Annotated in this window: 24 protein-coding genes and 2 pseudogenes; 16 read left to right on the plus strand and 10 right to left on the minus strand. The window is 61.3% G+C overall.

Going from position 1 to position 23366, the window contains the following annotated elements; all coding sequences use genetic code 11:
- Positions 1 to 4: 4 nt before the first annotated feature.
- The 4 genes from OKW44_RS19960 to OKW44_RS19975 all read left to right on the plus strand — a co-directional run bounded on the left by OKW44_RS19960 (position 5) and on the right by OKW44_RS19975 (position 4004).
- On the plus strand, positions 5 to 661 hold the full coding sequence (locus tag OKW44_RS19960) for a TetR/AcrR family transcriptional regulator (protein ID WP_018417943.1): 657 nt from the start codon (positions 5 to 7) through the stop codon (positions 659 to 661).
- A gap of 846 nt (positions 662 to 1507) precedes the next feature.
- Positions 1508 to 2485, plus strand: a complete 978-nt coding sequence (locus tag OKW44_RS19965; RefSeq protein ID WP_018417944.1) for a MinD/ParA family ATP-binding protein — start codon at positions 1508 to 1510, stop codon at positions 2483 to 2485.
- A 99-nt stretch (positions 2486 to 2584) separates the two neighbouring features.
- Positions 2585 to 3505, plus strand: a complete 921-nt coding sequence (locus OKW44_RS19970) for a LysR family transcriptional regulator (protein ID WP_018417945.1) — start codon at positions 2585 to 2587, stop codon at positions 3503 to 3505.
- 79 nt (positions 3506 to 3584) lie between these two features.
- Positions 3585 to 4004, plus strand: a complete 420-nt coding sequence (locus OKW44_RS19975) for a hypothetical protein (protein ID WP_162633882.1) — start codon at positions 3585 to 3587, stop codon at positions 4002 to 4004.
- Positions 4005 to 4160: 156 nt separating this feature from the next.
- On the opposite strand, the gene OKW44_RS19980 is transcribed toward OKW44_RS19975, so the two are convergent.
- Positions 4161 to 4520 carry a recombinase family protein gene (locus OKW44_RS19980; protein WP_239498988.1) on the minus strand — a complete coding sequence of 120 codons (360 nt, stop codon included), beginning with the start codon at positions 4518 to 4520 and terminating at the stop codon, positions 4161 to 4163.
- Between the two features lie 305 nt (positions 4521 to 4825).
- On the opposite strand from OKW44_RS19980, the gene OKW44_RS19985 reads away from it, so the two are divergent.
- Together OKW44_RS19985 and OKW44_RS19990 are read left to right on the plus strand one after the other, a co-directional pair.
- A complete protein-coding gene (locus OKW44_RS19985) occupies positions 4826 to 5116 on the plus strand; it encodes a hypothetical protein (protein WP_018417947.1) in 291 nt (96 codons plus the stop codon).
- Positions 5113 to 5979, plus strand: a complete 867-nt coding sequence (locus OKW44_RS19990) for an alpha/beta fold hydrolase (protein ID WP_018417948.1) — start codon at positions 5113 to 5115, stop codon at positions 5977 to 5979. The genes OKW44_RS19985 and OKW44_RS19990 overlap by 4 nt, the downstream gene beginning before the upstream one ends.
- 506 nt (positions 5980 to 6485) lie before the next feature.
- Here OKW44_RS19990 and tnpC read toward each other — a convergent pair.
- From tnpC to OKW44_RS20030, 8 genes and pseudogenes are all read right to left on the minus strand, one after another.
- Positions 6486 to 8042 (minus strand): IS66 family transposase, encoded by a 1557-nt coding sequence (gene tnpC, locus OKW44_RS19995; protein WP_280783584.1) that lies wholly within the window; start codon positions 8040 to 8042, stop codon positions 6486 to 6488.
- A 30-nt stretch (positions 8043 to 8072) separates the two neighbouring features.
- Positions 8073 to 8417, minus strand: a complete 345-nt coding sequence (gene tnpB, locus OKW44_RS20000; protein ID WP_026225368.1) for an IS66 family insertion sequence element accessory protein TnpB — start codon at positions 8415 to 8417, stop codon at positions 8073 to 8075.
- Positions 8414 to 8806 (minus strand): IS66-like element accessory protein TnpA, encoded by a 393-nt coding sequence (gene tnpA, locus OKW44_RS20005; RefSeq protein WP_280783331.1) that lies wholly within the window; start codon positions 8804 to 8806, stop codon positions 8414 to 8416. The genes tnpB and tnpA overlap by 4 nt, the downstream gene beginning before the upstream one ends.
- A 493-nt stretch (positions 8807 to 9299) precedes the next feature.
- Positions 9300 to 9847 (minus strand): annotated as a pseudogene (locus OKW44_RS20010) (hypothetical protein).
- A gap of 629 nt (positions 9848 to 10476) precedes the next feature.
- The gene (locus OKW44_RS20015; RefSeq protein WP_018417952.1) at positions 10477 to 10899 is read right to left on the minus strand and encodes a hypothetical protein; all 423 of its coding nucleotides are present in this window, start codon (positions 10897 to 10899) and stop codon (positions 10477 to 10479) included.
- A 703-nt stretch (positions 10900 to 11602) separates the two neighbouring features.
- Positions 11603 to 12322: pseudogene (locus OKW44_RS20020) on the minus strand (IS3 family transposase); the annotation flags it as partial.
- Between the two features lie 273 nt (positions 12323 to 12595).
- A complete protein-coding gene (locus OKW44_RS20025) occupies positions 12596 to 13117 on the minus strand; it encodes an RES family NAD+ phosphorylase (protein ID WP_018417956.1) in 522 nt (173 codons plus the stop codon).
- Complete coding sequence (locus tag OKW44_RS20030; protein WP_018417957.1) at positions 13114 to 13521, minus strand: hypothetical protein; 408 nt, start codon at positions 13519 to 13521, stop codon at positions 13114 to 13116. The genes OKW44_RS20025 and OKW44_RS20030 overlap by 4 nt, the downstream gene beginning before the upstream one ends.
- Positions 13522 to 13689: 168 nt before the next feature.
- Here OKW44_RS20030 and OKW44_RS20035 point away from each other — a divergent pair, with 168 nt between their 5' ends.
- The gene (locus tag OKW44_RS20035; protein ID WP_429411158.1) at positions 13690 to 14904 is read left to right on the plus strand and encodes an ISNCY family transposase; all 1215 of its coding nucleotides are present in this window, start codon (positions 13690 to 13692) and stop codon (positions 14902 to 14904) included.
- A gap of 257 nt (positions 14905 to 15161) precedes the next feature.
- Here the strand turns inward: OKW44_RS20035 and OKW44_RS20040 are convergent, their stop codons facing one another.
- Positions 15162 to 15521, minus strand: a complete 360-nt coding sequence (locus OKW44_RS20040; protein ID WP_018417959.1) for a helix-turn-helix domain-containing protein — start codon at positions 15519 to 15521, stop codon at positions 15162 to 15164.
- A gap of 413 nt (positions 15522 to 15934) precedes the next feature.
- Here OKW44_RS20040 and OKW44_RS20045 point away from each other — a divergent pair, with 413 nt between their 5' ends.
- From OKW44_RS20045 to OKW44_RS20085, 9 genes are all read left to right on the plus strand, one after another.
- A complete protein-coding gene (locus OKW44_RS20045) occupies positions 15935 to 16408 on the plus strand; it encodes a hypothetical protein (RefSeq protein WP_026225371.1) in 474 nt (157 codons plus the stop codon).
- A 244-nt stretch (positions 16409 to 16652) separates the two neighbouring features.
- Positions 16653 to 16997, plus strand: coding sequence for an HAD domain-containing protein (locus OKW44_RS20050; RefSeq protein WP_063713699.1), 345 nt, complete (start codon positions 16653 to 16655; stop codon positions 16995 to 16997).
- A 65-nt stretch (positions 16998 to 17062) separates the two neighbouring features.
- Positions 17063 to 17323 carry a hypothetical protein gene (locus OKW44_RS20055; RefSeq protein ID WP_162633887.1) on the plus strand — a complete coding sequence of 87 codons (261 nt, stop codon included), beginning with the start codon at positions 17063 to 17065 and terminating at the stop codon, positions 17321 to 17323.
- Between the two features lie 68 nt (positions 17324 to 17391).
- On the plus strand, positions 17392 to 17916 hold the full coding sequence (locus OKW44_RS20060) for a 3'-5' exonuclease family protein (RefSeq protein ID WP_018417962.1): 525 nt from the start codon (positions 17392 to 17394) through the stop codon (positions 17914 to 17916).
- Positions 17917 to 18020: 104 nt separating this feature from the next.
- Positions 18021 to 19163: a helix-turn-helix domain-containing protein gene (locus tag OKW44_RS20065; protein ID WP_035470080.1), complete on the plus strand. Its 1143-nt coding sequence runs from the start codon at positions 18021 to 18023 to the stop codon at positions 19161 to 19163.
- Positions 19156 to 19593, plus strand: a complete 438-nt coding sequence (locus OKW44_RS20070; protein ID WP_018417964.1) for a hypothetical protein — start codon at positions 19156 to 19158, stop codon at positions 19591 to 19593. Before OKW44_RS20065 ends, OKW44_RS20070 begins: the two co-directional genes overlap by 8 nt.
- A gap of 1179 nt (positions 19594 to 20772) precedes the next feature.
- Positions 20773 to 21024, plus strand: a complete 252-nt coding sequence (locus OKW44_RS20075) for a hypothetical protein (protein WP_018417967.1) — start codon at positions 20773 to 20775, stop codon at positions 21022 to 21024.
- A gap of 3 nt (positions 21025 to 21027) precedes the next feature.
- On the plus strand, positions 21028 to 21366 hold the full coding sequence (locus tag OKW44_RS20080) for a hypothetical protein (RefSeq protein ID WP_018417968.1): 339 nt from the start codon (positions 21028 to 21030) through the stop codon (positions 21364 to 21366).
- 839 nt (positions 21367 to 22205) lie between these two features.
- Positions 22206 to 23363 carry a GGDEF domain-containing protein gene (locus OKW44_RS20085; RefSeq protein WP_239498989.1) on the plus strand — a complete coding sequence of 386 codons (1158 nt, stop codon included), beginning with the start codon at positions 22206 to 22208 and terminating at the stop codon, positions 23361 to 23363.
- The last annotated feature ends 3 nt before the right edge of the window (positions 23364 to 23366 follow it).

The raw sequence follows: 23366 nt of genomic DNA on the forward strand, positions 1-23366 counted from the left end.
TGTCATGAAGCGGGAACGCCTGACACGGGCGCAGCGCAAAGAGCAGACGCGCGAATGCCTGCTTGAGGCTGCGCGGAAGATGTTCGTTAAAAAGGGTTTGGCCGCAACAAGCGTGGAGGACATCGCTGAGGCTGCTGGCTATACGCGCGGCGCGTTCTACTCAAACTTCGGCGGCAAGCCGGACCTGCTGATCAGGTTGTTGCGCCGCGACGACGAGAGGGCTCGGGCGAATCTCCTGGCGATCATGGAGAAGGGCGGAACGCCCGATGAAATGAAGGAGCGCGTCATTGCGTACTACAGCCAATCCTTTGTTGAACACGATTGCTTTCCACTTTGGGTCGAGGCCCAGTTGCTCGCGTGCAAGGACACCCGGTTTCGGGAGCGCATTGACGCCTTCCAGCAGCAAAAGCTGGAACAGATCGGCGCGTACATCCGCATGCTTTCGGAGCGCAACGGCAGGCCGTCGCCCCTGCAGGCCGAGACTCTCGCGGTTGGCCTGATGTGCCTGTGCGATGGCGCGAAGTTCTTGAGGATGTGCAGTCCGCAAGCGGTGAGCGACAAGGTGCTTCAGACAGTGCTTGCCGGATTTTTTTCGTCCGTGTTGTTGCGACAGCCGGAAGAAAGAGTCTCCGACATTCATCGTCCGGATATACCCGGCTGAACCGCGAAAGTCAGAGAACCACCGCGTACGAGGGCCAGTTCTGCTACGAAGGCCTGACACGATAAAGGTGAAGCGGCAACCGCTGGGTAAGGGCTATATGCGTTCGTTCACCATTGCAACTGTCCCTAGAGAACACGCCGGTCTCTAGCAGTTGACGCGGATATATATGTATTTCAAACTGTTAAGGGAGATGGCCATGTATTGCGACCGCACGAATTCCCTAAATACCACGGTCGGGAGCAACACAAATGACCGGAATGAAGCGGGTTCGGTGTCGAACCACCTCGTTGAGGCAACCAGTATCATTACGGCAAGGAACTGGGCATGGGCGCACCATAGCGACTCATATGACTGGATGGACTGGCACAGCCCATTTCCCGCGGCAACCCCTCTTGAGTGAACGCGGCATGGCGGCGCCGAGCTGTCGCTAAGGCGAAGCGACCGCTCGATAAGTTGCCGTGGGCATCGGTCGGAGGCATCGACAGGTGCCACTCGCCCCTCACCATAACAGGACATTGGCAGCACCCCCGGGCACCTTCGCCTGTTGATCGAGGCGACCCCAAAGGCACGGCGCCAAGCCTTGCCGCAGCCGGCTAGACGTACCGCTACCGCCATTTTCAGGCAGCGCTCAGCATTTCAATTCCCGACGTGCAAGAAAGAACCGGATGAACTCGGGGCCGACCCACCGCCCGCGCTTCTTTCATCTGGCGCTCATATTTGACGTGTAAACCAAGTCTGATCACATTGTCAAGGTTGACACAAGGGCGTACAATTCACGCGTGGATGAAGCGAGCGATGGGCGCGTCGTTATGACTGACGGCGCGCGGGTAGTCAACGCTACGCGTGATGGGCGCGAAGGTCTCGATACGTGGGAAATCAGTGAAGGATACAGTCTCCGGACAAGCGCTCGGGTTGCGCGAGATGTTCGCCAAAAGTACCGCGCGTGTGGTCGCTGTCACAGGCGGCTCTGAAAGATCGGGCTGCACGGCTGCCGTCGTCCATCTCGCGATAGCGCTGGGCAAGCAAGGGATGGACGTGCTCGTGGTGGACGAGTGTCCTGGCGACGGATCGGCGAGCGCGGTGCTCGGCGCGATCCGGGCAGCGGGCGAGTCCGCTTCCGTGCCGAATGGCAGGCTGCCGCGTGTGCTGCCGGTAGAAAATAGCCGATTGCCGATCGCCATCACGGGCCCCGGCCATACGAATGAACAACGCTACGGTGCAATCGAATACGACGCGGTGCCCGCCACCGCCCCTGATGTCGTACTGATCGACGCTGCGCTTAGCGACGATGGCGCACTTTCACCGCTTGCCTCGCAAGCTCACGATGTGGCGCTCGTCACGACTATGACGGCGGATGCAGCGGCAAACACGTACGTTCGCATGAAACGCCTGCATCTCAAGCAGGGAATCTCGCAGTTCCGCATCGTTATGAATCGGGTCGAGAATCAAGCGGACGCTCGCGCGGTTCTGGAGAGCCTCAGCAGAATTGCTCGCGATTATCTCGCCGCCTCGGTTCTTGATGGAGGCTGTATCAGAGCCGATCCCTGCATTGGGCGAGCCGGCGAGCTGCCGTGCGCTACCGCAGATGCGTTCCGTCCTTCCCCCGCCGCGGAAGATTTTGCGCGTCTCGCTACCGATCTCCACTCGTGGCCGCGGCGGCCGGCAGGATCGTGGCGGGAACCCATGTCAACGCTGCCGAGCGTCTGCGCCACGCGCCCGTGGGGTTGCTCGCCGTTTATTAACGCTCAACCATTGGTGCCTGCGCGAGAGACATCGAAAACTATGTGCCGCATCTATAAGCCGCGCTTCGATCGACAAGTATAGTCTGAGCACCTGTTTTCAGATCGAGCTTTAGTATAACGAAACATCTACCTTTATCTTGTCCGGTCGCAATGTTCTGGCCGCGGGCGAGACGCTAAAACCATGGAATACATCGAAAGCTTGCGCCTATTTCGCGCCATTGTAGAGGTCAAGAATTTCCGGCGTGCCGGCGAAATAATGGACTTATCGCCATCGGTCGTTTCGCGGGCGATCGCCTCGTTGGAGGAGCGGCTCGGAACCCGGCTTTTTCATCGCTCCACCCGACAATTTTCGCTGACGGAAGCGGCAGAGCGCTTTTACAACGGCTGCACGCGGATCCTGGACGATCTCGACTGTCTGGAAGCCGATGCGGAAAGTCAAGGTCGACTGCCTGCGGGCGTCCTCAGGCTGGTCGCACACACGACAGCCGCGCTGACATGGCTCGCACCACTAATTGCGTCGTACAAACTCAAATATCCGGGCATTAGCGTGGACGCCACGTTAACCGAGCGGCCAGTCGACCTGACAGCGGATGGCTACGACGTCGGTATCGTTATGCCTTTCATGCTGGCGACGGATTTGGCCGTGACGCGACTTCTCCACAGGCTGCCGTTGGTGATCGTCACCACGGAGACTTATCTGGGCAGGCGCCCTCGGCCTCGGCATCCGGCTGACCTGGCAGAGCATGTATTCGTCACTGTTCCGCCTTCGATGCATAAGCCATTCGTCACCTTTCGCACGGAGCATGAAAGCGTCGCGGTCCCAATCCACTACGAGATTACGTCGAACAACCCGATCTTTAATCGTGACATCGTGCTCCAGGGATTTGGTGTCGCTCTGCTTCCGATTACGCTGGTAGAGCACGATATCAAGGCCGGACGGCTGATTCGCCTGCTTGAGCAGTTCGAGATCGCAGATACGGCGGCGGAGGTCCGCCTGGCTTACATGGGACGCACGCTGTTACCCCCGAAGGTGAGGGCGTTTATCGACCACGCGTCGCAGTTCTTTGAGGACGGCGCCGAAACGCCTCCTCGAGCTCGTTAGGTTGTGCGACGACCGTAGCTAGAAAATCGGATATTCGGCGGGTGAAACTCAGATGCCCACGAGTGCCCGGTGCCATCGGATGTCGCAATCGTCCGGATGCGCGACGCTGGACATAGGCATCCTGTCGGGCCAGCCGCAAGCACCTCGCGCTGGGAACGCAACTGAAAAAGAAAGGGCTATGAGGGTGGCAGCACATAGAGACCGATTCATAGGCAACGTCCTCGGCAGTTGGGTGATCGCCTGCTGTGCGATGGATGCAGTCTGCTACTTGCTGCCCGACACGCCGCAACTGGCACCGCTGCCGCCGGTTTTTGAGCTGATGGTAGCGACAGGCGTGGCGGCATTGGCCGCACTGTTCGTGCCATCGCTATGTGGTCGTTTCGCGGCACGCCACGCAGGCTTGCTTGATCATGAGGGCACGCATTACGCGGCACGGTGTGGGCGTCTGGCCGGGCTGCTTCTCGGTGTATTGGGCGATATCGCGTTGCAGTGGATCTGAGAGAAGAGGCATGCGCTTGCAGTTTGCAAGATCGTGATCCAGTTCGCAGACGCTTGCGGGTACAGCGGTTGACCAGAAGCCTCATGGTGACATCTCGGCTCGAGTCTCACTTCGGCGATAACAATACTTTGAAAAAGAGGTGGGTTTTATGCCCAGCTAGCCGCTTCTTGCGTCCGCCCTTATTTCCGCGTGCGCGGGCGGCCGGCAGACCGGCGCGGGTACGCTCGCGGATATGGTTGCGCTCGAAGTCAGCCCACCGATCAGGTGAACAGGTGGCGGCAATCGATCGGCGCAGTATCGATGCTCTGCTGCAAGCTGCGCAGGCCGACGCAGGCGGCGTCGAGCCGCTCGAACCAGATAGATCGGATCCTTCAGCGACCGCCCGAGCCGGTCCGGCCGCCATAGCACTACCGTGTCACCGGATCGCAATGTGGCGAGCAGCGCGGTCAATCCCGTGCGTTCGGATTTCGCCCCGCTCGGTATGTTCGACGACGCGTTCACACCCGGCCCTGCCAACGCGTCGCGTTGCAGGTCGAGACCCTGGTCGTCCCTTGAGACGCGAGCGTATCCGGTTAAGATACGATTTCCAGTTTGCCGAAGGGAAATTAAGTATAGTCGGACATTGAAAGGTGGAAGCTGCTATTGGATGCTTTTTGCGTGGATTCTCGTGATGTCGGCCTTTCATGCGAACAGCGTCCATCGAACTATCGTTTATTGAAAAGGCACTTTCTCTCTGGCCTTGGCACTACGTCCGCCGCCCTGATACCCCGATGATCAGCTAGCAATGACCGCGTGACGTTTCGCTCCCGAAGGAGAAGCCCATGCCCACATTCAATCCTGCCCACAAAACGGAACTCGATGCGCTCCTATCGCGTGTCTCTCACGTCCGTGCGGGCAAGATGTTCGTTGTAGTCAAGCTACAGAAGGCGTCGACCGAGAAGCTGCTGAACGCGGACAGGAATGCCGGGTCATTTCAAACCATGAGGCGGCCGAAGATGCGAGAGTGTGTCCAGCTCAACGTCAGCAAGCTGGAGAACTATCGGGTCTACCGACCCGTTTTCGAAGAATCCATCCGCTACGTGCTGGCGCAACAGGGCGGCGCGACATCATGACCTGGATCGATGTGCGGGAATATCCGTTCGAATCGCGGTACTTCGCCCTGCCGGCGGGCCGGATGCACTACATCGACGAGGGCGCCGGGCGCCCAGTTCTGATGCTGCATGGCAACCCGACATGGTCGTTTCTCTATCGCCATCTCCTCAAACGGCTGCGCGACGACTACCGCTGCGTCGCTCCTGACCACATCGGCTTCGGGCTGTCGGACAAGCCCGCTGGCTGGAGCTACCGGCCAGAGGATCACGCCGATCACCTTGGCGCATTCATTGACGGCCTCGGGTTGTACGACATCACGCTCGTCGGGCAGGACTGGGGCGGCCCGATTGGGCTGGCCTATGCGATCGCCCATCCCGAACGGGTGTCCCGCATTATTCTGATGAACACTTGGGCGTGGCCGGTGAACCGCGACCCTCACTTTTTCGCCTTCAGTGCGTTCACGGGCGGTCCGATCGGACGTCTGCTGATCCGGCGCTACAACTTCTTTGCCCGCACGTTCATGCGTCAAGAATTTGCCGATAAGCGCAAATTGACACCCGCGCTGCACGCGCATTATCTGCGACCGCTGGCGTCGCCGGAAGACCGTACCGGCTGCCTTGTGTTTCCGAAACACATCGTCGCCTCGACGCCATGGCTGGGCGAGCTATGGACAGGCATCCCCGTCCTGAGCACGAAGCCAGCTCTGTTCGTCTGGGGCATGAAGGACGTCGCGTTTCGAGATAAGGAATTGAGGCGCTGGGAACGCGCGTTCTCAAATGCCAACACGGTTCGCCTGGCGGAAGTCGGGCATTTCGTGCAAGAAGCACCCGACGAACTGGCGAATGCTGTGATCACTTTTCTCAGCAAGACGGACCCAGCTTAGATGAATGATCGGAATATCTGCCAATCACGGGGCGCTTGGTCAGTCGCAGATAATCCCGGTTTCCGCGTCGGGCTGAGCGCAAACGGCGCTCATTGCAGATTCGACCTGTTTGGATTGCAGGTCATCACAGCTAGGGAGTTCCATGCGGACAAAGAGGCGGCGTCGCCTGACACAGAAACATGATCTGGCTGGCGCCCTCGTGAAGGTGTCAGTATTCGCCTCTTGGGCCGCTATCCGTAAGCACCATATCAACGAACTCACAGAAGGGTGCTTATCGCCAGCTGGGCGCCCTGCAGACACACCTCGTTGAAACCAAGTATGCCACTCTCTCAACTGACGAAGGCTCTATCAAGTTGGTGCGGAGGCGACGACAGAATGAGGCGATGACGAAGACAAAATCGCTTTGTCACGACCACCGCTTCTCCGCTGTCGTCATCAGCTGTGTAAGCACCTCGCGACGGCCGTCCGCAACGCGGCGCCCGCGTGAGGCATGATCGGGAATCGGGTTACGTGTCAGCAGACGCCGATGGGCCAGACTGCCGAGGCAGCTTCGTGGCCACGTTCCAGGGCAACAGTTCGTCGATGCGGTTAATGGGATGGTCAGCGATATGGGTCAGGACGTATTCGAGGTAGGCGCGCGGGTTGATCCCGTTGAGCTTGCATGTGCCGATCAGACCGTACATCGCGGCTGCCCGCTCGCCTCCGCTGTCGGAGCCGGCGAACAGGAAGTTCTTGCGGCCCAGACTCACACAGCGCAGCGCGTTTTCGGCCAGGGCGTTGCTGATCTCAGCACGACCCTCTTCGCAGTACAGCGCGAGCGCGTCCCACTGGTTGAGCGAGTAACGGATCGCTTTGGCCAGTTCGGATTTCTTCGACAGCGTTGCGAGCTTGTCCGTCATCCACGTCCTGATGGTCGCGAGCAGCGGCACGCTTTTCTCCTGCCGCAGGCACAGCCGTTCAGCAGCGGGTTTGCCACGGATGTCCGCCTCGATGCCGTAAAGTCCACCGATCAGTTCGAGCACCTCTCGGGTCGCCTCGGTAGGCGTTCGGGCATGCACGTCGTAGAGGTACCGTCTCGCGTGGTCCCAGCATGCAGCTTCACGGATCTTGCCGCTCTCGTACAGTTCGTTGAAGCCACTGTAGGCGTCGGCTTGCAGGATGCCCTCGAATCCAGCGAGATGGGTCTGGGGGTGGATGCCTTTGCGGTCGGGCGAGTAAGCAAACCACACCGCGGCCGGTTCGGTCGAGCCCGAACGGGTGTCATCGCGCACATACACCCACAGTCGCCCGGTCCTTGTCTTCTTCCTGCCCGGCTCGAGCACCGGGATCGGCGTGTCATCCGCGTGCAGCTTCGACGGTGCCACCGTGTAGCGGCGCAGTGCCTCGGTCAGCGGCACGCAAAGGGCCTCGCACTGGCCGACCCAGCGTCCCATGCTGGCCGGATCCAGCTTCACGCCGTCGCGCGCGGCAATCTGCGACTGCCGGTACAACGGCGCGTGGTCAGCGTACTTCGAGACGAGGATGTCGGCCAGCAGGCTCGGATGGGCAATGCTGCGCGTGATCGGCAGGCCGGGCATGGGCGGCTGCGAGAAGTGGTGGCCGCACGGACAGACCGTCTTGCGCCGGATCGTGCGGATCACCTTGAACATTGCCGCGACGCGGGCGAGCTGCTCGGACACGTCTTCTCCGAGCGGCTGCATGGCGCTGCCGCACTTCGGGCAGGTCGCGTCGGCGTCGAGTACGCGTTCTTCGCGTGGCAGATGCGGCGGCAGCGCTTCTTTCGGCGATGCGTCGCCCACAGGCGTGCTCGCGCTTGATTCGTGGGCGCGTCGCACGTCAGCGACACCACGCTCACCGGTCAAGTCCTCGAGCGCGGTTTCGAGCCGCGCGACCTCCCGGTCCAACTGCTCGGACTTGCGTCCGAACTGCATGCGCTTGAGCTTGTCGATCTGCGCCTTGAGCTGCTCGATCTCCAGATCGCGCTCGGCAAGCTGGGCACGCGCCTCGACCAGCAAGGCCCGCAGGGTTGCAACATCGTCAGGAAGTTCAGCGCCGTTCGACATGTGGCGCAGTTTACGAGCCTTCCTCGCGGTTTACAACATCGACAGCGCAGCCGTACGACGCGGCTGCCGCCAATCGATGCCTTCGAGCAACATCGACAGTTGCGCCGCCGTCAGATGGACCTTGCCGCCATCGGCGTGTGGCCAGACGAAGCGACCACGCTCAAGCCGCTTCGCAAGAAGCCAGAGCCCGTCTTCGGTCGCCCACATGACCTTCACGAGATCGCCGCGCCGGCCCCGGAAGATGAACACGTTGCCACCCAGCGGATTGTCCTCGAGCGCCGTCTGCACCTTTGCCGCCAGCCCCTGGAACCCGCAGCGCATGTCGGTGACGCCTGCCACCAGCCAGACGCGTGTACCCGTGGGTAGAGAGATCACGATCGCACGCTCCCCAGGACGACGCGTAGCGTGTCGGCGTCGACAACGCCGTTGACCTTGACTACCACGTCACCGAACCGGATCTCGATCGTCCCGGCTCGTGCAGTCCGGTTGCAGACGTCCCTTGCATCTGGGGGCATCGCCACGCGCTGCGGCGGCGTCTCATGAACCACCGCCACTGGAATCAGGCACGTCGTTTCCGCCTGCAATTGCTCGCGATAGCGACGCCGCCAGGTAAACAGCATGTTTGCATTGATGCCATTGTCCCGCGCCAGCTTCGCGACCGACGCACCAGGCTCACATGCCGCGGCCGCAAGCCGGCGTCGAAACTCGCGATCATAATTCGGGCGTCCCTTGCGGCTACCCGGCCTGGCTTCCGACTCTGTCACAGTGATGTCCATCAAATCGAAAATGATGGGCACCACTTTGATGTCGGTTCTCGCCGCCGTCTACGACGGTCGTCGTGAGGTGCTTACTCAGCTGTGCGGTTCGCTAGTATTGATATGACTTTGCATGTCAATCACGACATTGGTTTTCAGGTTGTTGCATGACGCATGAATTTCCTGAGGGCGGCGCAGAAGTAAGTCTCGACGGTGGATCACACTGATATTCGCGGGTTGGATACCGCATTACAGAGGTCCGCCTCATGAGCCTGCCGTTAACTTCCGCCGCAAGTTGGCGATGCCCGTTGCGTAATACCATCGCGGGTTGCTCGGATGCCGGGCTGCGCCGCCTTCAGGAAACTCCGTCCGTTGTTCGGGGAATCACACATAGGCCGCGGGCAGTTTTCTGCGAGGTATTGCAAGCGACATGGCCAGTCGCCGAGGCGCCCGCTCCTGTCGACAACGCGAGCGTGGTCGGCGTGCCAAGGTGCTAAGGTCACTAACCTGGCGGAGGCGGCGTATTGTAGGCCGGTTGCAATCGCGTCGCTTCGTCTTGCGTCCGATATACATCGGCGGCGCTGCGCGGCAGAGGCACGCGCTGGCCATTTGCGTACATGCACTGAACGTACGCCTGGTCGTAGCGGTGTTGAAGGCTGGTGGCGGAGCTTTGCGCCATGCCGCCGCCGATCGTGCTGCCGCCGAGCAGACCTGCGCCTGCGCCCACCGCTGCACCACGGCGGCCGTTGAACGCCGCACCGGCCGCCGCGCCGAGCGCGGTGCCGACGGCCGTACCGCCGAGGGCGCCGGTCGCTGCGGCCTGTTGGGTACTCACACCGCCGGTCTGCTGGGAAGCAATTGCTGGCACGTTGCGTCATCGGCGCGGAATTGATCGAAGGACTTGCCGGAGCCGGGCAGGGCCGTCACTGTGGGGCCCGTCGGCACGCCAGCACAGCCGGCGAGGGCGATGATGCCGGCCAGGCTGACTGCGGCGGCGACTACCGCAGATGCGCCCCGCTTCGCGCGCGATGGCGGGGAGATGGAATTCATTTGGCTCATATCATTTCGGCCCGGTTGGCATCACGGGCACTTCCACCCAGCCGCTCGAACATCCCTTCACGTATGGGTAATATTTTTTTGTCACCGGGCAATACCACCAGGTACCTGCCGGCGGACTCGTTTGCGTTTTCTCGACATAGACGGTGGTCGGGGCTGGCTGGACCGACTGGACGACGACGGGGGCAGGTGCAGCGTAGACGATGGGGGGCGGCGCGACGTAGATAGGGGGCGGGATACCCAATAAAACCCCGACCCTCACATGCGCTTGCGCGGTGCTACTCAGGCATACGGCTATCGTCGCGATCAGGGCGAGCACAACTATCCTCAACCTCACAAACTTTCTCCTATTCGATGAAGCGGCACCGTCGCCATTGGCGGCTGATGGGAGGCTCTGTTGCATAAGCCGAAGAATGAAAACAAGCCGTGCGCCGTGCATGCACGGCCTGATGACGGGCAGCGCCCACGTGCCGTACGAGTTTGCAGTCGAGGTGTCGATCACAACCTTCGGATGTTCCTGAGGAACCTTCGCCTTGCGCCAAGCCTCGCGTGCGGAGGTCGTACGCCGGCGTCGCAATAGTCAATCCGGCACAAGTCTGCGACTTGCCCACCTTGATGCCCAATCAACCTTCGCTGTAGATCGATCGATACGAGGCCAACTGAGCGGGAGTCGTTGACACCGGAACTGCGGAGCCCGATTTCACGCCACCGTGCCCACTGAACGCCTGCTGTTGAGCCGCCACGCTCGCCAGGGCGGCGTGGATATTCGCCGAATAGGGCGCGTCAGCGTTGGTCCCGTCGTAGCTCGCTTGCTGCAGCCGGATGACTCCTTCGTGCACTAGCTCACGCGTGAAAGGACCGTTGCCCTGAGCGGACGCGCCCGTGGGCAGGGCGATGACTGACACGACGGTGAGAACAGGCATGAACCCTTTAGCCATGGTGAAGCTTCCAATCTTGAGCGCCTGGAACAGTAGACGCGAAGTTAGCGAAACAACGACCAGGCGAGGTCTTGAAGCGCGAGTGCCGGTGCCGTTGAGGTCCGTCATCTTCTTATAAATTAATCACAAATAGCTCTCGTCAATACATTGTTTCCGTGCTTGCAACGTCGCGAGACGTCTATCGGTGCAGCGGTCGCGAAACGACAAAACGCCGCTGCGAACGACGAACTCGCGACGGGGAGCCTTCATGCTGCGCCGTGCGTTCGATGAAGGGCACGCGACGCACGCGATTTGCGACCGCGCGGCGAATGCATGGCCGCGTTAAGAAGCGATACGCTGGAATCGCTTGGGCTCTATGTTGTCGTGTCAGCAATACGCCAGGCAGCGAGTTGCATGTTCACGAAATGGCAACTCACAATTTGGCGCGTCGAATGACGACTCGCCGCCCTTATACTGCAACCCGCACCTGACACGGCATATGCTCAGTTTGACAGTGGATACAGGCTCGTTATTTACACAGGATTAGCCATGGCACAATAACTCACATCCCAGAGCGGACAATCGGAGACGGAAGTCATTCACGAAGTCGTGCAGCACGCGTTGCACAGCGCAGCTGCAGCGTCCACTGAAAGCAGTGCTATCGATGTGCGCGGCGACGCGCTGCTCGAACTTGAGCGCCTGGTCGCAAATACGAGCGTGCTGATGCACTGATCGGTATCGGTTGAGGGCGTTGTCAGGTTGTTGGGTTGGTCGCGTAAGATGGTGTGATGAAGAAATCAAAATCGCTTTATCACGGTCATCGTGTAGTGGGTCAAGTAATTTCGGACAGGCTGATAGGTTCTTTCGTTGTCGGTTTTGCCTCGTAGGCAGCGGGTGACAGGTAGCCCAAGGTCGAATGCAACCGTACGGCGTTGTAGAAGCCGACGATGTACTGGTTGATGTCGCGCCGTGCCTCGTCGTGGTTCGCATAGTGACGTTGCCACACGCGCTCCATCTTCAGGTTAAGGAAGAATCTCTCCATCACCGAGTGTCCCAACAATTTCCCTTGCGACTCATGCTGCAAACCAAGTGATGCTGCCTGAGCAACGCCTGGTATTCATCGCTCGCGTCCTAGGCGCCCCGGTCCGAATGCAGGACGAGTCCCAGCGCTGGCCGGCGCCGCTGCAGCGCCACGGTCAGTGCCGACATGACCATTCCAGCCGGCATGGTGGGAGCCATGGACCAGCCAACCACCCTGCGCGAGTACCGGTCCAACACGACCGCCAGATACAGCCAGCCCTTCGCCGTACGGACAACGTGATGTCCGAAACCCACGCGCGATTGGGTTCACCACGTCAAACTGCCGGTCGAGCACGTTCTCTGCCACGGGTAGCGTATGGCTGCTGTCGGTCGTCGAGACAAACTTGCGCTTCCAGCTCGTGCGCAGGTCCGCTTCGCGCATCAGCGTACGCACCCGGTAACGACCAATACGTAGCACTTGCTCCCGCAGCGCATGCATCACACGCCGGCTGCCATAGCTCGCGCCGCTGGCGGCCAGCTAGAGAAATGGCGCAGCAGGTGTCATTTGAGTGCGGCCATTGGATCCCCGAAGCCGGGTAGGGCAGGACAGCGGGATTCCCCCAAACGGTGCTTCATGCCGACTTGACGAGGCGTTTGGGCGAGGCTTTGACGCTAATAATCTGGAACTGACGCGGCTCTTCTACGAGAGCGACCCGGCTAGCGTGATTTGCGAATCACTGATTCAGAAGTTCTGATCGCGCAACGGCTAAGCACTTTGCCCTGTCGCGGTACGCTGCGCGGCTTTCTACGTCCAGGACGACTGGTCCCGCGGAAGCGAACCTTGTGGATCGTGCACCTCAAGTCGATCCGCCGGCTCCAATTCATCCACGTAAAGGACCAGGCTCACTCCTTCCGGCGACAGACGTGACCTGAACAGGATCCCTTTCGCGCCAGTCGCAATAACCTCGTCACCAATAATCCAGCTTGGCGGCTCGATGCGCTGATTAAACCAGTAACCGCGCCAGTCGCAGTAGAAATCTTCCCACAGGGCCGACCAGCTTCCGCCTTGATAACCGCCGGTGAAATCGACGATAGGGTCGACGGTCAACTGGTAACTGACGAGCGTCCCGGGCGGCATCAAGGGAGAGATCTGCTGATATTCCCGTACCGCGGTGTTGACGTCCAGCGCGAGATAGAGGGCATTGAGTCCGATGCGGTTGGCGCGACCGCCGTGCCTGCCAGCGCCTGCGCCGCTCGTCGGGGCAACGGCCCACTTCGGTACATGCATCCGGTACGCCGTGACCCCGGATAGGGCTTTGAGGATCATCCTGCCGCGCCTGCCTCGAAGGACGAAACGTAACGAAGTAGATCGTCAGTCCGGCCGTCCGATACCAACTGCTCGGCCGTCTTGTAGTCGAACACAGGTAACGGTTCATTCCGGTACCAGAACAATGCCTGACCGACGTCACCCGAAATGTCCGTTGCCGCGCGGATCACCCGGAGCGCGTCCCGCAGGAATCGCTGAACGCTCTCCGAGGCGGGCTGGCGACTGAGCGTATTGCGATGCACATGCGCCTGCAGGGCGAGCGTTTGCAAATCAATATGCAGGGCCTCGCCAAAACGACGCGCGGACACGATTGGTGCAGGACTATCCGGATCGCGAAGCGACGCCATAAACTGGTCGAAGCTGCCGCCCGCGTTGGGACGGGCGAGAACGGAATCGGGACTCATTTGAAATGCTCCGCGCACAATATGTGCACAATAATAGCACAAACCGCGAGTGTGCCGATCAGCGACAGTCCTGATTTCACTGCGCCAACTTGAATGATATGAACGCCCCCACCCAGTCGGTCCGTGTGAGCGATCCACCGCTATGCGGAATTTCTACCGAATTGAGAAGTGGTTGATCATACTCATCTGCTCAACCGAACAGAGGGGATCTGTCATGGCACATATGATCGTGGGTGTGGACATCGCAAAGAATGTAATGCAGGTTCACTGGGTGGATCCCGAAAGCGGCCACCGAAGATCTACCAGCCGCGTGCGCGGCGCGCGTGTCTGGGCGAGCTGATCCAGATCGATGGCAGCGATCACCGGTGGTTCGAGGAACGGGCGCCGGCCTGCTCGCTGCTGGTGTACGTCGACGATGCGACGAGCCAGTTGATGACGCTGCATTTCACAGCCACCGAGTCAACCTTCAGCTACTTCGAAGCGACGCGCGCGTACATTGAACGCCACGGCAAGCCCGTCGCGTTCTACAGCGACAAGTACAGCGTGTTTCGCAAGACCGGCGCGAACAGGGATGGCAGCAGCGTGACCCATTTCGGCCGGGCGATGTACGAGCTGAACATCGACACGTTCTGCGCGAACAGTAGCCCCGCCAAGGGGCGCGTCGAGCGGGCCCACCTGACGTTGCAGGACCGGCTCGTAAAAGAATTGCGGTTGCGTGGCATCAGCACGGCTGCCGGAGCCAATGCGTATGCGTCTGCCTTCATGGCAAATTACAACGTGCGCTTCGCGAAGCCACCGAAGAGCGGCTTCGATGCTCACCGCCCACTCAGGGCTGACGAGCATCTTGATCTGGTGCTCACGTGGCGCGAACCGCACAAGGTGAGCAAGTCGTTGACTGTGCGGTATGACCGCGTCATGTATCTGCTGGACGACACGCCCGGGCACCGCAAACTGATCGGCCGCTACATCGACGTGTGGGAGTATCCGGACGGGCGTATCGAACTCCGCGCCGATGGTCGTGCACTGTCATGCAAACAGTACGACCGGCTGACCGAAGTTGACCAGGGCGCGGTTGTTGAGCATAAGCGGCTGGGTCACGTGCTTCAGGTCTCGCAGGTGATCCAGGCTCAACGCGATAACAGCCGGATCGGCAAAGCGCCTTCGCGAACCCACCTGGGCGTCGCAACGAGGGTTCAAAGCCGCTCGCCAGGCAAGAAGAAGCAACGCGAGTTCACGCAGGCCGATATCAATGGTGTGATTCTGGAACAGTCGCAGCAGCGGCAAACGCAACAACCACGCAAACCTGGCCGTCGGTCTGCAAAGGTGGTCGACGCAGACGTAAGCGCCCTGCCAGTTCAGGCGTCGTCCTTCAACAATGTGTGAGACAAAAAGCGTTAGAAACAACCCCCCAAACCTGGACATTTCAACTTAGCCGGAAAGCGGACATTTCAGAATGGCCTCGACAGGTATGCTGTATGTGGTTGTGCGAGCAACCTTTTATGCTTCCCTTAGCTGTTTTGACTTGCGCTATTTCCCGGTATACAGGTCAATATCGTCTGGTAGGGTGAACCGGAGGATGGCCACCATTGGGCCGGCTTCGCGTCACGAGGGAGCATTGGTGCCGCCGATGGCGGCCCCGTTCAATGTCGCCGTCGTGCGGCTGGTTTGGCTAGTCGTTCGCAGAGTTCTGTCACGACGCCCGTTACCCAGACAAGGTCCTCTTCGCCGAGCTTTGCCAGATGTTCATTGAGGGTGCTTTCGGCATCAAGAGCCCGCGGCGAACTCGGTCCTATCAGCTTCGTGATGGGAACCGCGTAGAGATTGGCGAGGGCAATTAGACGGGGTAACGTCGGCCAGTTGGTACCTCGCTCAAATCGACTGATGGTCTCCGAAAACACGCCTAGCTCGGCGGCAACCTGGTCCTGCGTCAGCCCAGCTTCGGCCCTGGCTGAAGCCAATGCGCGACCCAGTCTGCGGGCAAATTTCTCTTCGTCGATCATTGCCACCGGGGCATCACCTCATGTTGAAAGTCAACATGAATCGTCCACTTACTGGTTGCTTCTGGTAACATCACAAAATGTTGAGTGGCAACATTTGATGTTGATTTTTGCGCGCTTGGCAGTGGTCGGACGCGGGCTTGAGTGGAAGAGCGGGGACTTAGCTGACCTTGCAGCAAACGGCCGGCTCTCGGGTTCTAACTCTAACGTTCGGTGCCAGTCGGCCGATGGAGGGCTCCTAAGTTCGCGTAGGTTCTCCCTGCATGACGTCTTGTCGGGGCGCGAAGCCGCGAGACTGGCCGGTACGAGTTTCGTGGGTCGACTATCCGTATCTCCGTGTCGGCGGCATGTGCTGCGGAGCCCACGTGTTTGGGGAGCAGTTCGTTGGTAATGAAAGCATTTGAGGTAGTGGCTGTATGTTTGTGACAAGTGAAAAGAACCGTTTGCCTTCGTCGGCAGTGCCGTTTGAGCCTGAGGGCGCAGGGGTGTGGGGGGCTATCTCGCAATTGATGCCGCTGGATGTACTGATCCTCCGGGTCTCGCCGCGGGGTTCGCGGGCCGTGCCGACGATTGTGATGATGGACCTGACCGGAAGCGCGTCGTCGCTTGACCAGTTCGCGGGCGGGGATGTCGTGCTGCGCGACGCGGCCGTGCTGAGCACGAAGCTGGCACGGGAGGTCGACCAGTGGACGCTCGAACCGCTGAGCGAGATCCGGGTGAGGGCGACCGAGCCCGAACAGTACAGCCAGGGCGAGCGACTGGTGACGGTGACCCGGTTCACCACGTCGGCAGGACGCACATTCTCCGTGCCGTACGCGTTGGCGACGCGCCCTGCGCGCGGCAGGCGGCTATGGCGGGCGAAGGCGCCAGCCGCACCGGCTAGTGCGTAATCCTGGCTGGCAGTGGATACGCGTCCGGAGGTGGGGCCGGGCGGGCCATTGAGGAGCCGGACAGCTGCCGCGCCGGCGTGGCGGCCTCGTGCTGTATCCCGATTTCGATGGAGGGTGCTCACCCGGAGGACGTGTGGCGCCGTCCGGGGCACCGGGCCATCTGTCGCGAGCCGCCGGGCCACGCGCTGTTTGAACACGCGGCGCTGCGTGCGCGCTGTTTCGAGCCGCCCCCGCGCTGCGCATCGTGCTGTCGACGAGCTGGGTGCGGGTGTTCCGCAGCGTGCGCAAGGTGGCGCGCCGCCTGCCGCCTGCGCTGCGTGAGCGGGTAGTGGGTGCGACCTTCCACGGCCGGATGGATCCGGTGTGGTTCCGGTCCGTGCCGCGGGGCGTGCAGGTCTGGGGCGACGTGTGCCGGCGTCAGCCCGCCGCGTGGCTTGCGCTTGACGACGGACCGCGGCTGGCCGGCCGTGTGCCGGAACCATCTGGTAAGGACTGGTCCGGTGCTGGGGATCAGCGCGCCACCAGAGTTCTGGGAGAACTGCTGGCGCGGCTTGGCGCGATGCACCGTTTGGACGAAGGCTGGCCGTGATAATCCGCCTTATCGCGGCGAGCGCACCACCGGCGCATCGGCTGCGGCTTCAGAAAGGGATCGGTATGAGCAGACGCAGGCGGGCGATCGGGCTTCCCGACGAAACCTCCGAGGCGCTGCGCGCGCGGCTGCGGCGGTTCGTGCGTGCGACCCGTGACGAGGCGACCGGGGTGACCGGGGCCGTCCCGATCCCGTTTCCCACCCACGTGACGGTGCTCGCCGGGCCGCTGCGGCGGATCCGCGGCGCGCGCGACCGCCGCACGGTGCCGGCGCCGGAGGTGCGGGCCGGGTCAGACGCGCGCAGGGAAGACGGCGACCAACCCTGATCGGCCCCGGGCGGGTTCGCGCTGGATGACACGGGGCGAGCCGACGGCCAAATGACGAAGTAACGGACATGACGGATACACACTTTCACGGCGCAATGCGCTGGCCCCTGCCGGCTGAACCCGAGCCGCAGGCCGGCTGGAACAACCGGTATTTCCTCGACACGGAATTCACCGACTTCCGGCAGTGCCAGCTGCTCAGTCTCGCCCTCGTGGGCGAGAACGGGTCCGAGTTCTACGGCGAGCGGACCGATTTCGATCCGGCGTGGTGCAGCGACTTTGTCCGCGCCGTGGTACTGCCGCAGCTCGGCCAGTCCGAGGGGCGCGCGATGCCGTTTGCAGCGCTACGCGAGGCACTGCGCGCATGGCTCGTGGCGGTGCCGGGCGACTCCGGGCCGGTGCTGTGCTACGACTACGAGACGGACCTGGCCCTGTTGCGGTTCCTGCTGGGCGGGCCGCTGCCGCGTGGCTGGCGGCTCGAGAACATCGCGGGCACGCGCAATCCGGAGCGGCGCGCCGCCTACTACGCGCGCCATGGCGGCGAGCACCATGCGCTGCATGACGCGCGCGCCAATGCCTATGCGTGCACCGGTTGAAGCCGGGCGGCTGCCGGCCGGGCCCTCGTCCGGTCTCCGGACGTGCGGACGCATTGCTTCGCTCAGACAGAAACAGCCTCATGACGGGGATCAGGATGGCCGGGATGCGTGTGTGGATTCCACGATCCGACGTACCGCGGATTGCACAGCGCCTGCGGGACCGACGCAAGGCGTCAGCGATGACACAGGACGATCTCGCGGTCAGGGCGGGGGTGGCGAGAGTGACCCTGGTGCACCGGGAGAAGGGGCGGTGGCCGCACACCGTCGCAGCCGCCACCGTGAACGCGCTGGAAGCGGCCCTGCAGGTGCCGCCGGGTTGGCTGCTCGGTCCTGAAACGCAACCGTTGCCGGACCCCGTGTTCAACGCAGCGGATGCCGTCGCCCGCGCAGACGGCGATCCCCAGTCACGGATCCCCGCCGCCCGGTGCCGCGAGATCGGCCCTCACGCGCGGCGGCTGCGCAGTGAACTGGGCCTGTGCGTTGCGGAGGTGGCGCGCGCCTGCCATGTGTCCCGTCCCACGCTGTTGCAGTGGGAACAGGGGACGTTTCCGAAGGCGCTCACCGTGGCGCGCCTTCGCACCTGGGAGCGCGCCCTGCTGCTCGCGCCCGGGCACCTGCTGGCGCCGCCGGCGTCGCATCCCGGGGTAGGCGATGGCTGCTGGCGCGTGACGATCGGCACTGAAACGCTCGAGGCTGCCATCCATCGCGTCGCGGCGTGCTTGGCCACCCGCGGACGCAATCTGCTCCAACCGGAGCAGCCGCTCGATGCAAAGGCCGCGCGCGATGCCGACCTGCTGGCCCACCGCTATGGGGTGGGCGCGCATCGCTGGCCACTGGTCGACGTGGCCGTCTCATACGGGATCGATCCGTCACACGCACGCCAGACCGTCGCGCGCATGGTCGCGCGCGCAGCCGGGTTCGCCTTCAGGATTCCGGTGCTGGATGACACGCTGGCGGTGGGCGCGGCGGGCTTTTCGTTCACGACCGCCGTAGCCGATGGTCGCATGCGTCACCTGCTGGGGCCCTCGCTGTCCATGGAGCACGCTGCGGCATTCACCGGCGAAATACTGTCCCGGCACATCACCGGTGCTGAGCCTGGCATGTCGATAGCTGGCAACAGCCTTCCGACCAAAGCAGCGGACGCTTCGTTGGCCGCGGACGTCGTCCGGGAAGAAGGAACCCGATGCGCGGCCACAGGACTGCGACACCGAATGAGAAGATCATCAGAAGGAGAGGCGAATGCTTAGGGTCACCATTGAATTGTTGCCCGGTGGACGGGAAGACGGAAAGCGGGTCATCGCGACGGCGGACATCGCGCGCACGAGTGGCGGGCCACTTGCGGACTACAGGGTGGCCCTGGACGATGCGGTGCTCGGCGACGTCGGCGAGCGGGTCATGGTCCGCGGGTATCCGAGATGGGCGGCCAGCGCTTGGGATCTCGTTGCGCGCTGTCTTGCCGCTGCGCTGAATCAGGGCCGCGAAACGTTGCCACCGCGACCCGCGCAACCTGAGGTAACGGTTCGCATGAATGACGCAGGCTATCGTTACGTGCGTCTCGATGAGATTCCCGAGCCTGCCAGAACCTGCTTCGACGAGAAGCTGGCCGGCTCGGGCATTCCTGATCATGGCTGCGCTTTCGCGCACGACTGGTTCGATTTTCTCAACGGCCAGCGCTGATATCACAGGGCCACGCGCAGGGGATGCGAAGGGGCGACCGGGGCGAGGTGGATCTCCATACGGTGGGCCGCCCGGCGCTGACGTCCGGTCAGCGCGGACTTCAGGCGTGACATGCGTGCACGCGCGCATGACGACGGCGGCGGAGATGCATCGATCTATCCGTGCACCGGGCCCACCACATAATCCCGTGCGGCCGCGACGACGGCCGGGAAGTCCGAAGCCAGGATCTCGCGAGGACGCCTGCCATGAAGCATGCTGTTGGTCGACTCAAACCAGGACGCAATCCGGAACGGACTGTAGCTGCAAAAATGCCCAGAATCTCTGCGACTCCAGGAATCGCGTAGCTGGCGTCGTCGAAGAGGTAGGCAGGGTACAAGGTCTGGCCGGCCAGTTCGATGGCAAAATCCCGGTTTCCTTTTTTCACCGGGGTGTCACTGCTGCCGGATCGGTGGTTTCCGGGTCGAGCCGCTTGCCGACTGTTTGCGCCGTCAGCTATTGCGTTCCATTGATCACCGCTGCGACGGCCTCCGATACCAGGTCGATCGTCCGCTTGCCGCTCCGTTCGGTGTTGTGATGCGCTTTCATCCTGAACCCTCCTGAGTAGCAGATAGCCAGCCGGTATTGACCCTGCGGAACGCGGCTGGCGCAGAAGCTGGACTCCCGGCCGGCAACGTGCAGCCGGATCCCGGCAACCTGAGTCGAGTCGACGAGGTGCTTGATCGCAAGTGCGGTATCAGCCGTGCCGTGATTCGTTGCCTGAATCGCGAATTGTATATTCCGCCGACGTGCGCATGGGACAGGAATTCAGGAGCGGGGTGACGTTCTGGAATACGCCGCCAGAATTCTATGGCGTCAAGCAGCATGGCCGGTCGGCCAACGTGATCGTCGCCGTATACGCATTACGCCGCGCGTCGTAGATTACGGCAATGGCGCTGCCTGGAGCATATTGCGGTTATAGACTGGAGTTTGTCGAGGCTGCATTTGCATCCGCCGGTCCGATCGGAAGAGGGGCTAACGTGCGAAGCGACTCGCGAACATTCTGTCCAGCCGTACTTGCACGGTGAACAGTGAAAAGACAGGCGGCGGTCAGTGACGACGCCGACCGCATCCAGTATTTGGAGCGATTGGGTGCAGGCAATTGGGGCATCGGCTAAACGCTCGGAATAGGAACAGGGATTCATGAGTACCAAGAACCGCATCAGGTATCAGGCGAAAGAGGGCGATCGGCCAGGATGGGATCTCTACGCCGAGATTTTTGAGCCGGAGGACGTCGTGTATCTCGAGCTCGACGGTGTAGCCGCTGAAGTCACCATGCTCGGGAACATGGAACGCGGGCCGGGCACGGTGCTGTTGCGCCTGCCGGTCGACACTGCGAAGCAGCTTGGTCTCGTGCCGCCGGACTGGGAAAAGTCGGACTGGGGAAGGGGGTAGGTCATGCGCGAATACCGGGACAGGATGGTGCAGGAGGTCATGGCCTGCACATGCGACCGCTGCGGCCGGCGTATGACGCCCAATGACGACCAGTGGGAGTGGTACGAAAAGGTGTCGCTCGACTGGTGTGGAGGCTTTGGTTCGGTTTTCGGTGACGGCGCCCATATGAGCCTTGACCTTTGCCAGCAGTGTGTCCGCGATACGCTGGGGCCGTGGCTTCGTGTCGATTCGCCGTCCGCACCGGATGGCTCAATTCAAACTCTGAAGGGCGTCGTGTCCCGACCCGATGCGCCGGTATCTGTGGAACAGATGAACCCTTGGGATCTCAACGAGCGCGACTAGAGGCCTTACCGCCTGATGCGGCTCCGCGATCGCACAGGCTGCCGATCATGGATGTCATATGTCACGGGCATGCCGACATCACCGTCGATACGCTGGAGTAGTTTGCTGCCTTCAGTTGAACAAGTTATCGTTATTGCTGAATGCGTCTTCTCGACCGCATGGCCGCCGGCCGCGCCGTCGGGAGTTCGAGCGCAGTTAACAGCATGATTTGGTCACTCATGACGGCGTCTCAGAGACAGCAGTTCGGCCATTGCGGACGCTCAGCTATCGCGCCTCATGGGGCGGCTGCACGGCAATAACCGGCCGTTCGCCCGAGGCGGCTCCGAAGCGGCGACTCTTGCTTCCGCGAATGGGTACTTACGACCCACTCCGGCCCTTCGGCGAATATTTGCGAACGTCTCCGCCACGTTCAAGAGCGGCCGTTTCGGCTTGCTCAAACCGAGCCGCTCAAGCCGATCAATGGTCGGTCCCGTGCGTGTTCACGAGAAGTGATCCGATTGGACATGCCGGTTGCGGGTCCATCCGCACCTCTAGCTGCCCACCAACGTTCACAGGTCTTATGTCGAAGACCGGGCCGATGTCGGACCGACTACGGGTGGAACCGGTGCAAGAGTCCGTGTGGGCCCACCATATCCGGCATTAGGGGTTTATACTTACCACGACTTCTCATGTCTTCCCCGACAAGGATTCAGCCCGCCCACTTAGGCGGGCTTCAATGTTTACAAAGATCGGTTCGAACGCAACAGGACGCTCCCCATTCCGCCTTGCTCTAATCCTGGGGGAAAGGTTCACACCGCAAAGCTATGTTCAGCCCTGTTGGTCTTTATATTGTCGGAATCATGTCGACCGCCGTGAGCGTACTCATATTGAGTTCGCTGTCCGGGATTCCTGGGCTGTACCGCTGGTTCGGTGCAAACATTCTGGCCGTGTCCGCATTGGTCGTTCTGACGTTGTGTGGCGCCTCCCCAACGCCCATGGCTATTCTCATATCCAGTGCGCTCCTTGCAGCCATCCCAATCGTAGCGCTGCAAGGTTTCAGAAAGTTTTTCGCCCTTCGCCCTTCGCAACCCCACGCGGTTGTGGCATACGTCATTCTGGTAATCGGCCTTGTTTACTGGACCTATGTTTCGCCGAACCCGGATGCCCGGATTATTTCGATGGCTGCCTTCGTTGGCTACTTTCGTCTATGTATCGGCTGGACGGTATACATCATGCGTCCTCCGCATCGGCCTCGGTACAGCTATCAATTCCTAGCCTTCGTCGCGGTGCTCGGAGGGCTCGTCTACATTGCTCGGGCGATCGTGACCGGTCTAGGCTGGGAACAGCACGCACACTTTCTAGACCTGACACCTATGAACGTCGCGTATATCGGCATCGGCATATTAACCTTGCCGTGCCTTTCGATAGGTGTAGTCATGCTCGCGTATGACCGCATGGCTGAGCGGATGGAGCGGCTGGCGACTGTTGATGATCTGACCGGAGCGCTCGTTCGGCGCGAGTTTATGGCTCGCGCCGAATTGCTGCTAGCGCATGCGAACCGTACAAGGTTGCGCTTGGCTGTTGCAATTCTTGATATTGACCATTTCAAAGCAATAAATGACGGACACGGTCATGCAGTCGGAGACAGCGCGCTGGTTCACTTCGCTTCCATCATGTCGAAGGGTATCAGGCGAGGCGATATTTTTGGGCGTCTTGGCGGGGAAGAGTTTGCGGTCCTGTTGCCAGAAACCTCCGGAGCAGACGCTGTTGCCATAGTTGATCGTTTGCGCCTGCAAATTGCCACGGCTGCGCTAGTCATCCCCGGCGGAGAAGTGGAGTGCACGTTCAGCGCTGGCGTCTCGGAATATGAGATGGGCGAATCGCTGAAAAACCTGATGGCGCGATCCGACGCGGCGCTTTATTCAGCAAAGGCTATGGGGCGGAATCGTGTCGTCGCAGCGGTCTCTGCTCGTGCTCAAACGATCGAAGCCGTCACGGAAGCACCGAAGCCAAATTGACCA

The organism is Paraburkholderia lebeckiae (assembly GCF_050436325.1).
Taxonomy (GTDB): domain Bacteria; phylum Pseudomonadota; class Gammaproteobacteria; order Burkholderiales; family Burkholderiaceae; genus Paraburkholderia; species Paraburkholderia tuberum.

What these genes read in the sequence shown, in the direction of transcription:
- OKW44_RS20040 (WP_018417959.1), bottom strand. Translation starts at nt 15,521, where the DNA reads ATGATCGACGAAGAGAAATTTGCCCGCAGACTGGGTCGCGCATTGGCT.
- OKW44_RS20060 (WP_018417962.1), top strand. Translation starts at nt 17,392, where the DNA reads ATGACGGATACACACTTTCACGGCGCAATGCGCTGGCCCCTGCCGGCT.
- OKW44_RS20080 (WP_018417968.1), top strand. Translation starts at nt 21,028, where the DNA reads ATGCGCGAATACCGGGACAGGATGGTGCAGGAGGTCATGGCCTGCACA.
- OKW44_RS20045 (WP_026225371.1), top strand. Translation starts at nt 15,935, where the DNA reads ATGTTTGTGACAAGTGAAAAGAACCGTTTGCCTTCGTCGGCAGTGCCG.
- OKW44_RS20055 (WP_162633887.1), top strand. Translation starts at nt 17,063, where the DNA reads ATGAGCAGACGCAGGCGGGCGATCGGGCTTCCCGACGAAACCTCCGAG.
- OKW44_RS20015 (WP_018417952.1), bottom strand. Translation starts at nt 10,899, where the DNA reads ATGACGGACCTCAACGGCACCGGCACTCGCGCTTCAAGACCTCGCCTG.
- OKW44_RS19990 (WP_018417948.1), top strand. Translation starts at nt 5,113, where the DNA reads ATGACCTGGATCGATGTGCGGGAATATCCGTTCGAATCGCGGTACTTC.
- OKW44_RS19975 (WP_162633882.1), top strand. Translation starts at nt 3,585, where the DNA reads ATGTCGCAATCGTCCGGATGCGCGACGCTGGACATAGGCATCCTGTCG.
- OKW44_RS20085 (WP_239498989.1), top strand. Translation starts at nt 22,206, where the DNA reads ATGTCGACCGCCGTGAGCGTACTCATATTGAGTTCGCTGTCCGGGATT.
- OKW44_RS19970 (WP_018417945.1), top strand. Translation starts at nt 2,585, where the DNA reads ATGGAATACATCGAAAGCTTGCGCCTATTTCGCGCCATTGTAGAGGTC.
- OKW44_RS19965 (WP_018417944.1), top strand. Translation starts at nt 1,508, where the DNA reads ATGGGCGCGAAGGTCTCGATACGTGGGAAATCAGTGAAGGATACAGTC.
- OKW44_RS19960 (WP_018417943.1), top strand. Translation starts at nt 5, where the DNA reads ATGAAGCGGGAACGCCTGACACGGGCGCAGCGCAAAGAGCAGACGCGC.
- tnpC (WP_280783584.1), bottom strand. Translation starts at nt 8,042, where the DNA reads ATGTCGAACGGCGCTGAACTTCCTGACGATGTTGCAACCCTGCGGGCC.
- OKW44_RS19985 (WP_018417947.1), top strand. Translation starts at nt 4,826, where the DNA reads ATGCCCACATTCAATCCTGCCCACAAAACGGAACTCGATGCGCTCCTA.
- OKW44_RS20025 (WP_018417956.1), bottom strand. Translation starts at nt 13,117, where the DNA reads ATGATCCTCAAAGCCCTATCCGGGGTCACGGCGTACCGGATGCATGTA.
- OKW44_RS20030 (WP_018417957.1), bottom strand. Translation starts at nt 13,521, where the DNA reads ATGAGTCCCGATTCCGTTCTCGCCCGTCCCAACGCGGGCGGCAGCTTC.
- OKW44_RS20070 (WP_018417964.1), top strand. Translation starts at nt 19,156, where the DNA reads ATGCTTAGGGTCACCATTGAATTGTTGCCCGGTGGACGGGAAGACGGA.
- OKW44_RS20075 (WP_018417967.1), top strand. Translation starts at nt 20,773, where the DNA reads ATGAGTACCAAGAACCGCATCAGGTATCAGGCGAAAGAGGGCGATCGG.
- OKW44_RS20065 (WP_035470080.1), top strand. Translation starts at nt 18,021, where the DNA reads ATGCGTGTGTGGATTCCACGATCCGACGTACCGCGGATTGCACAGCGC.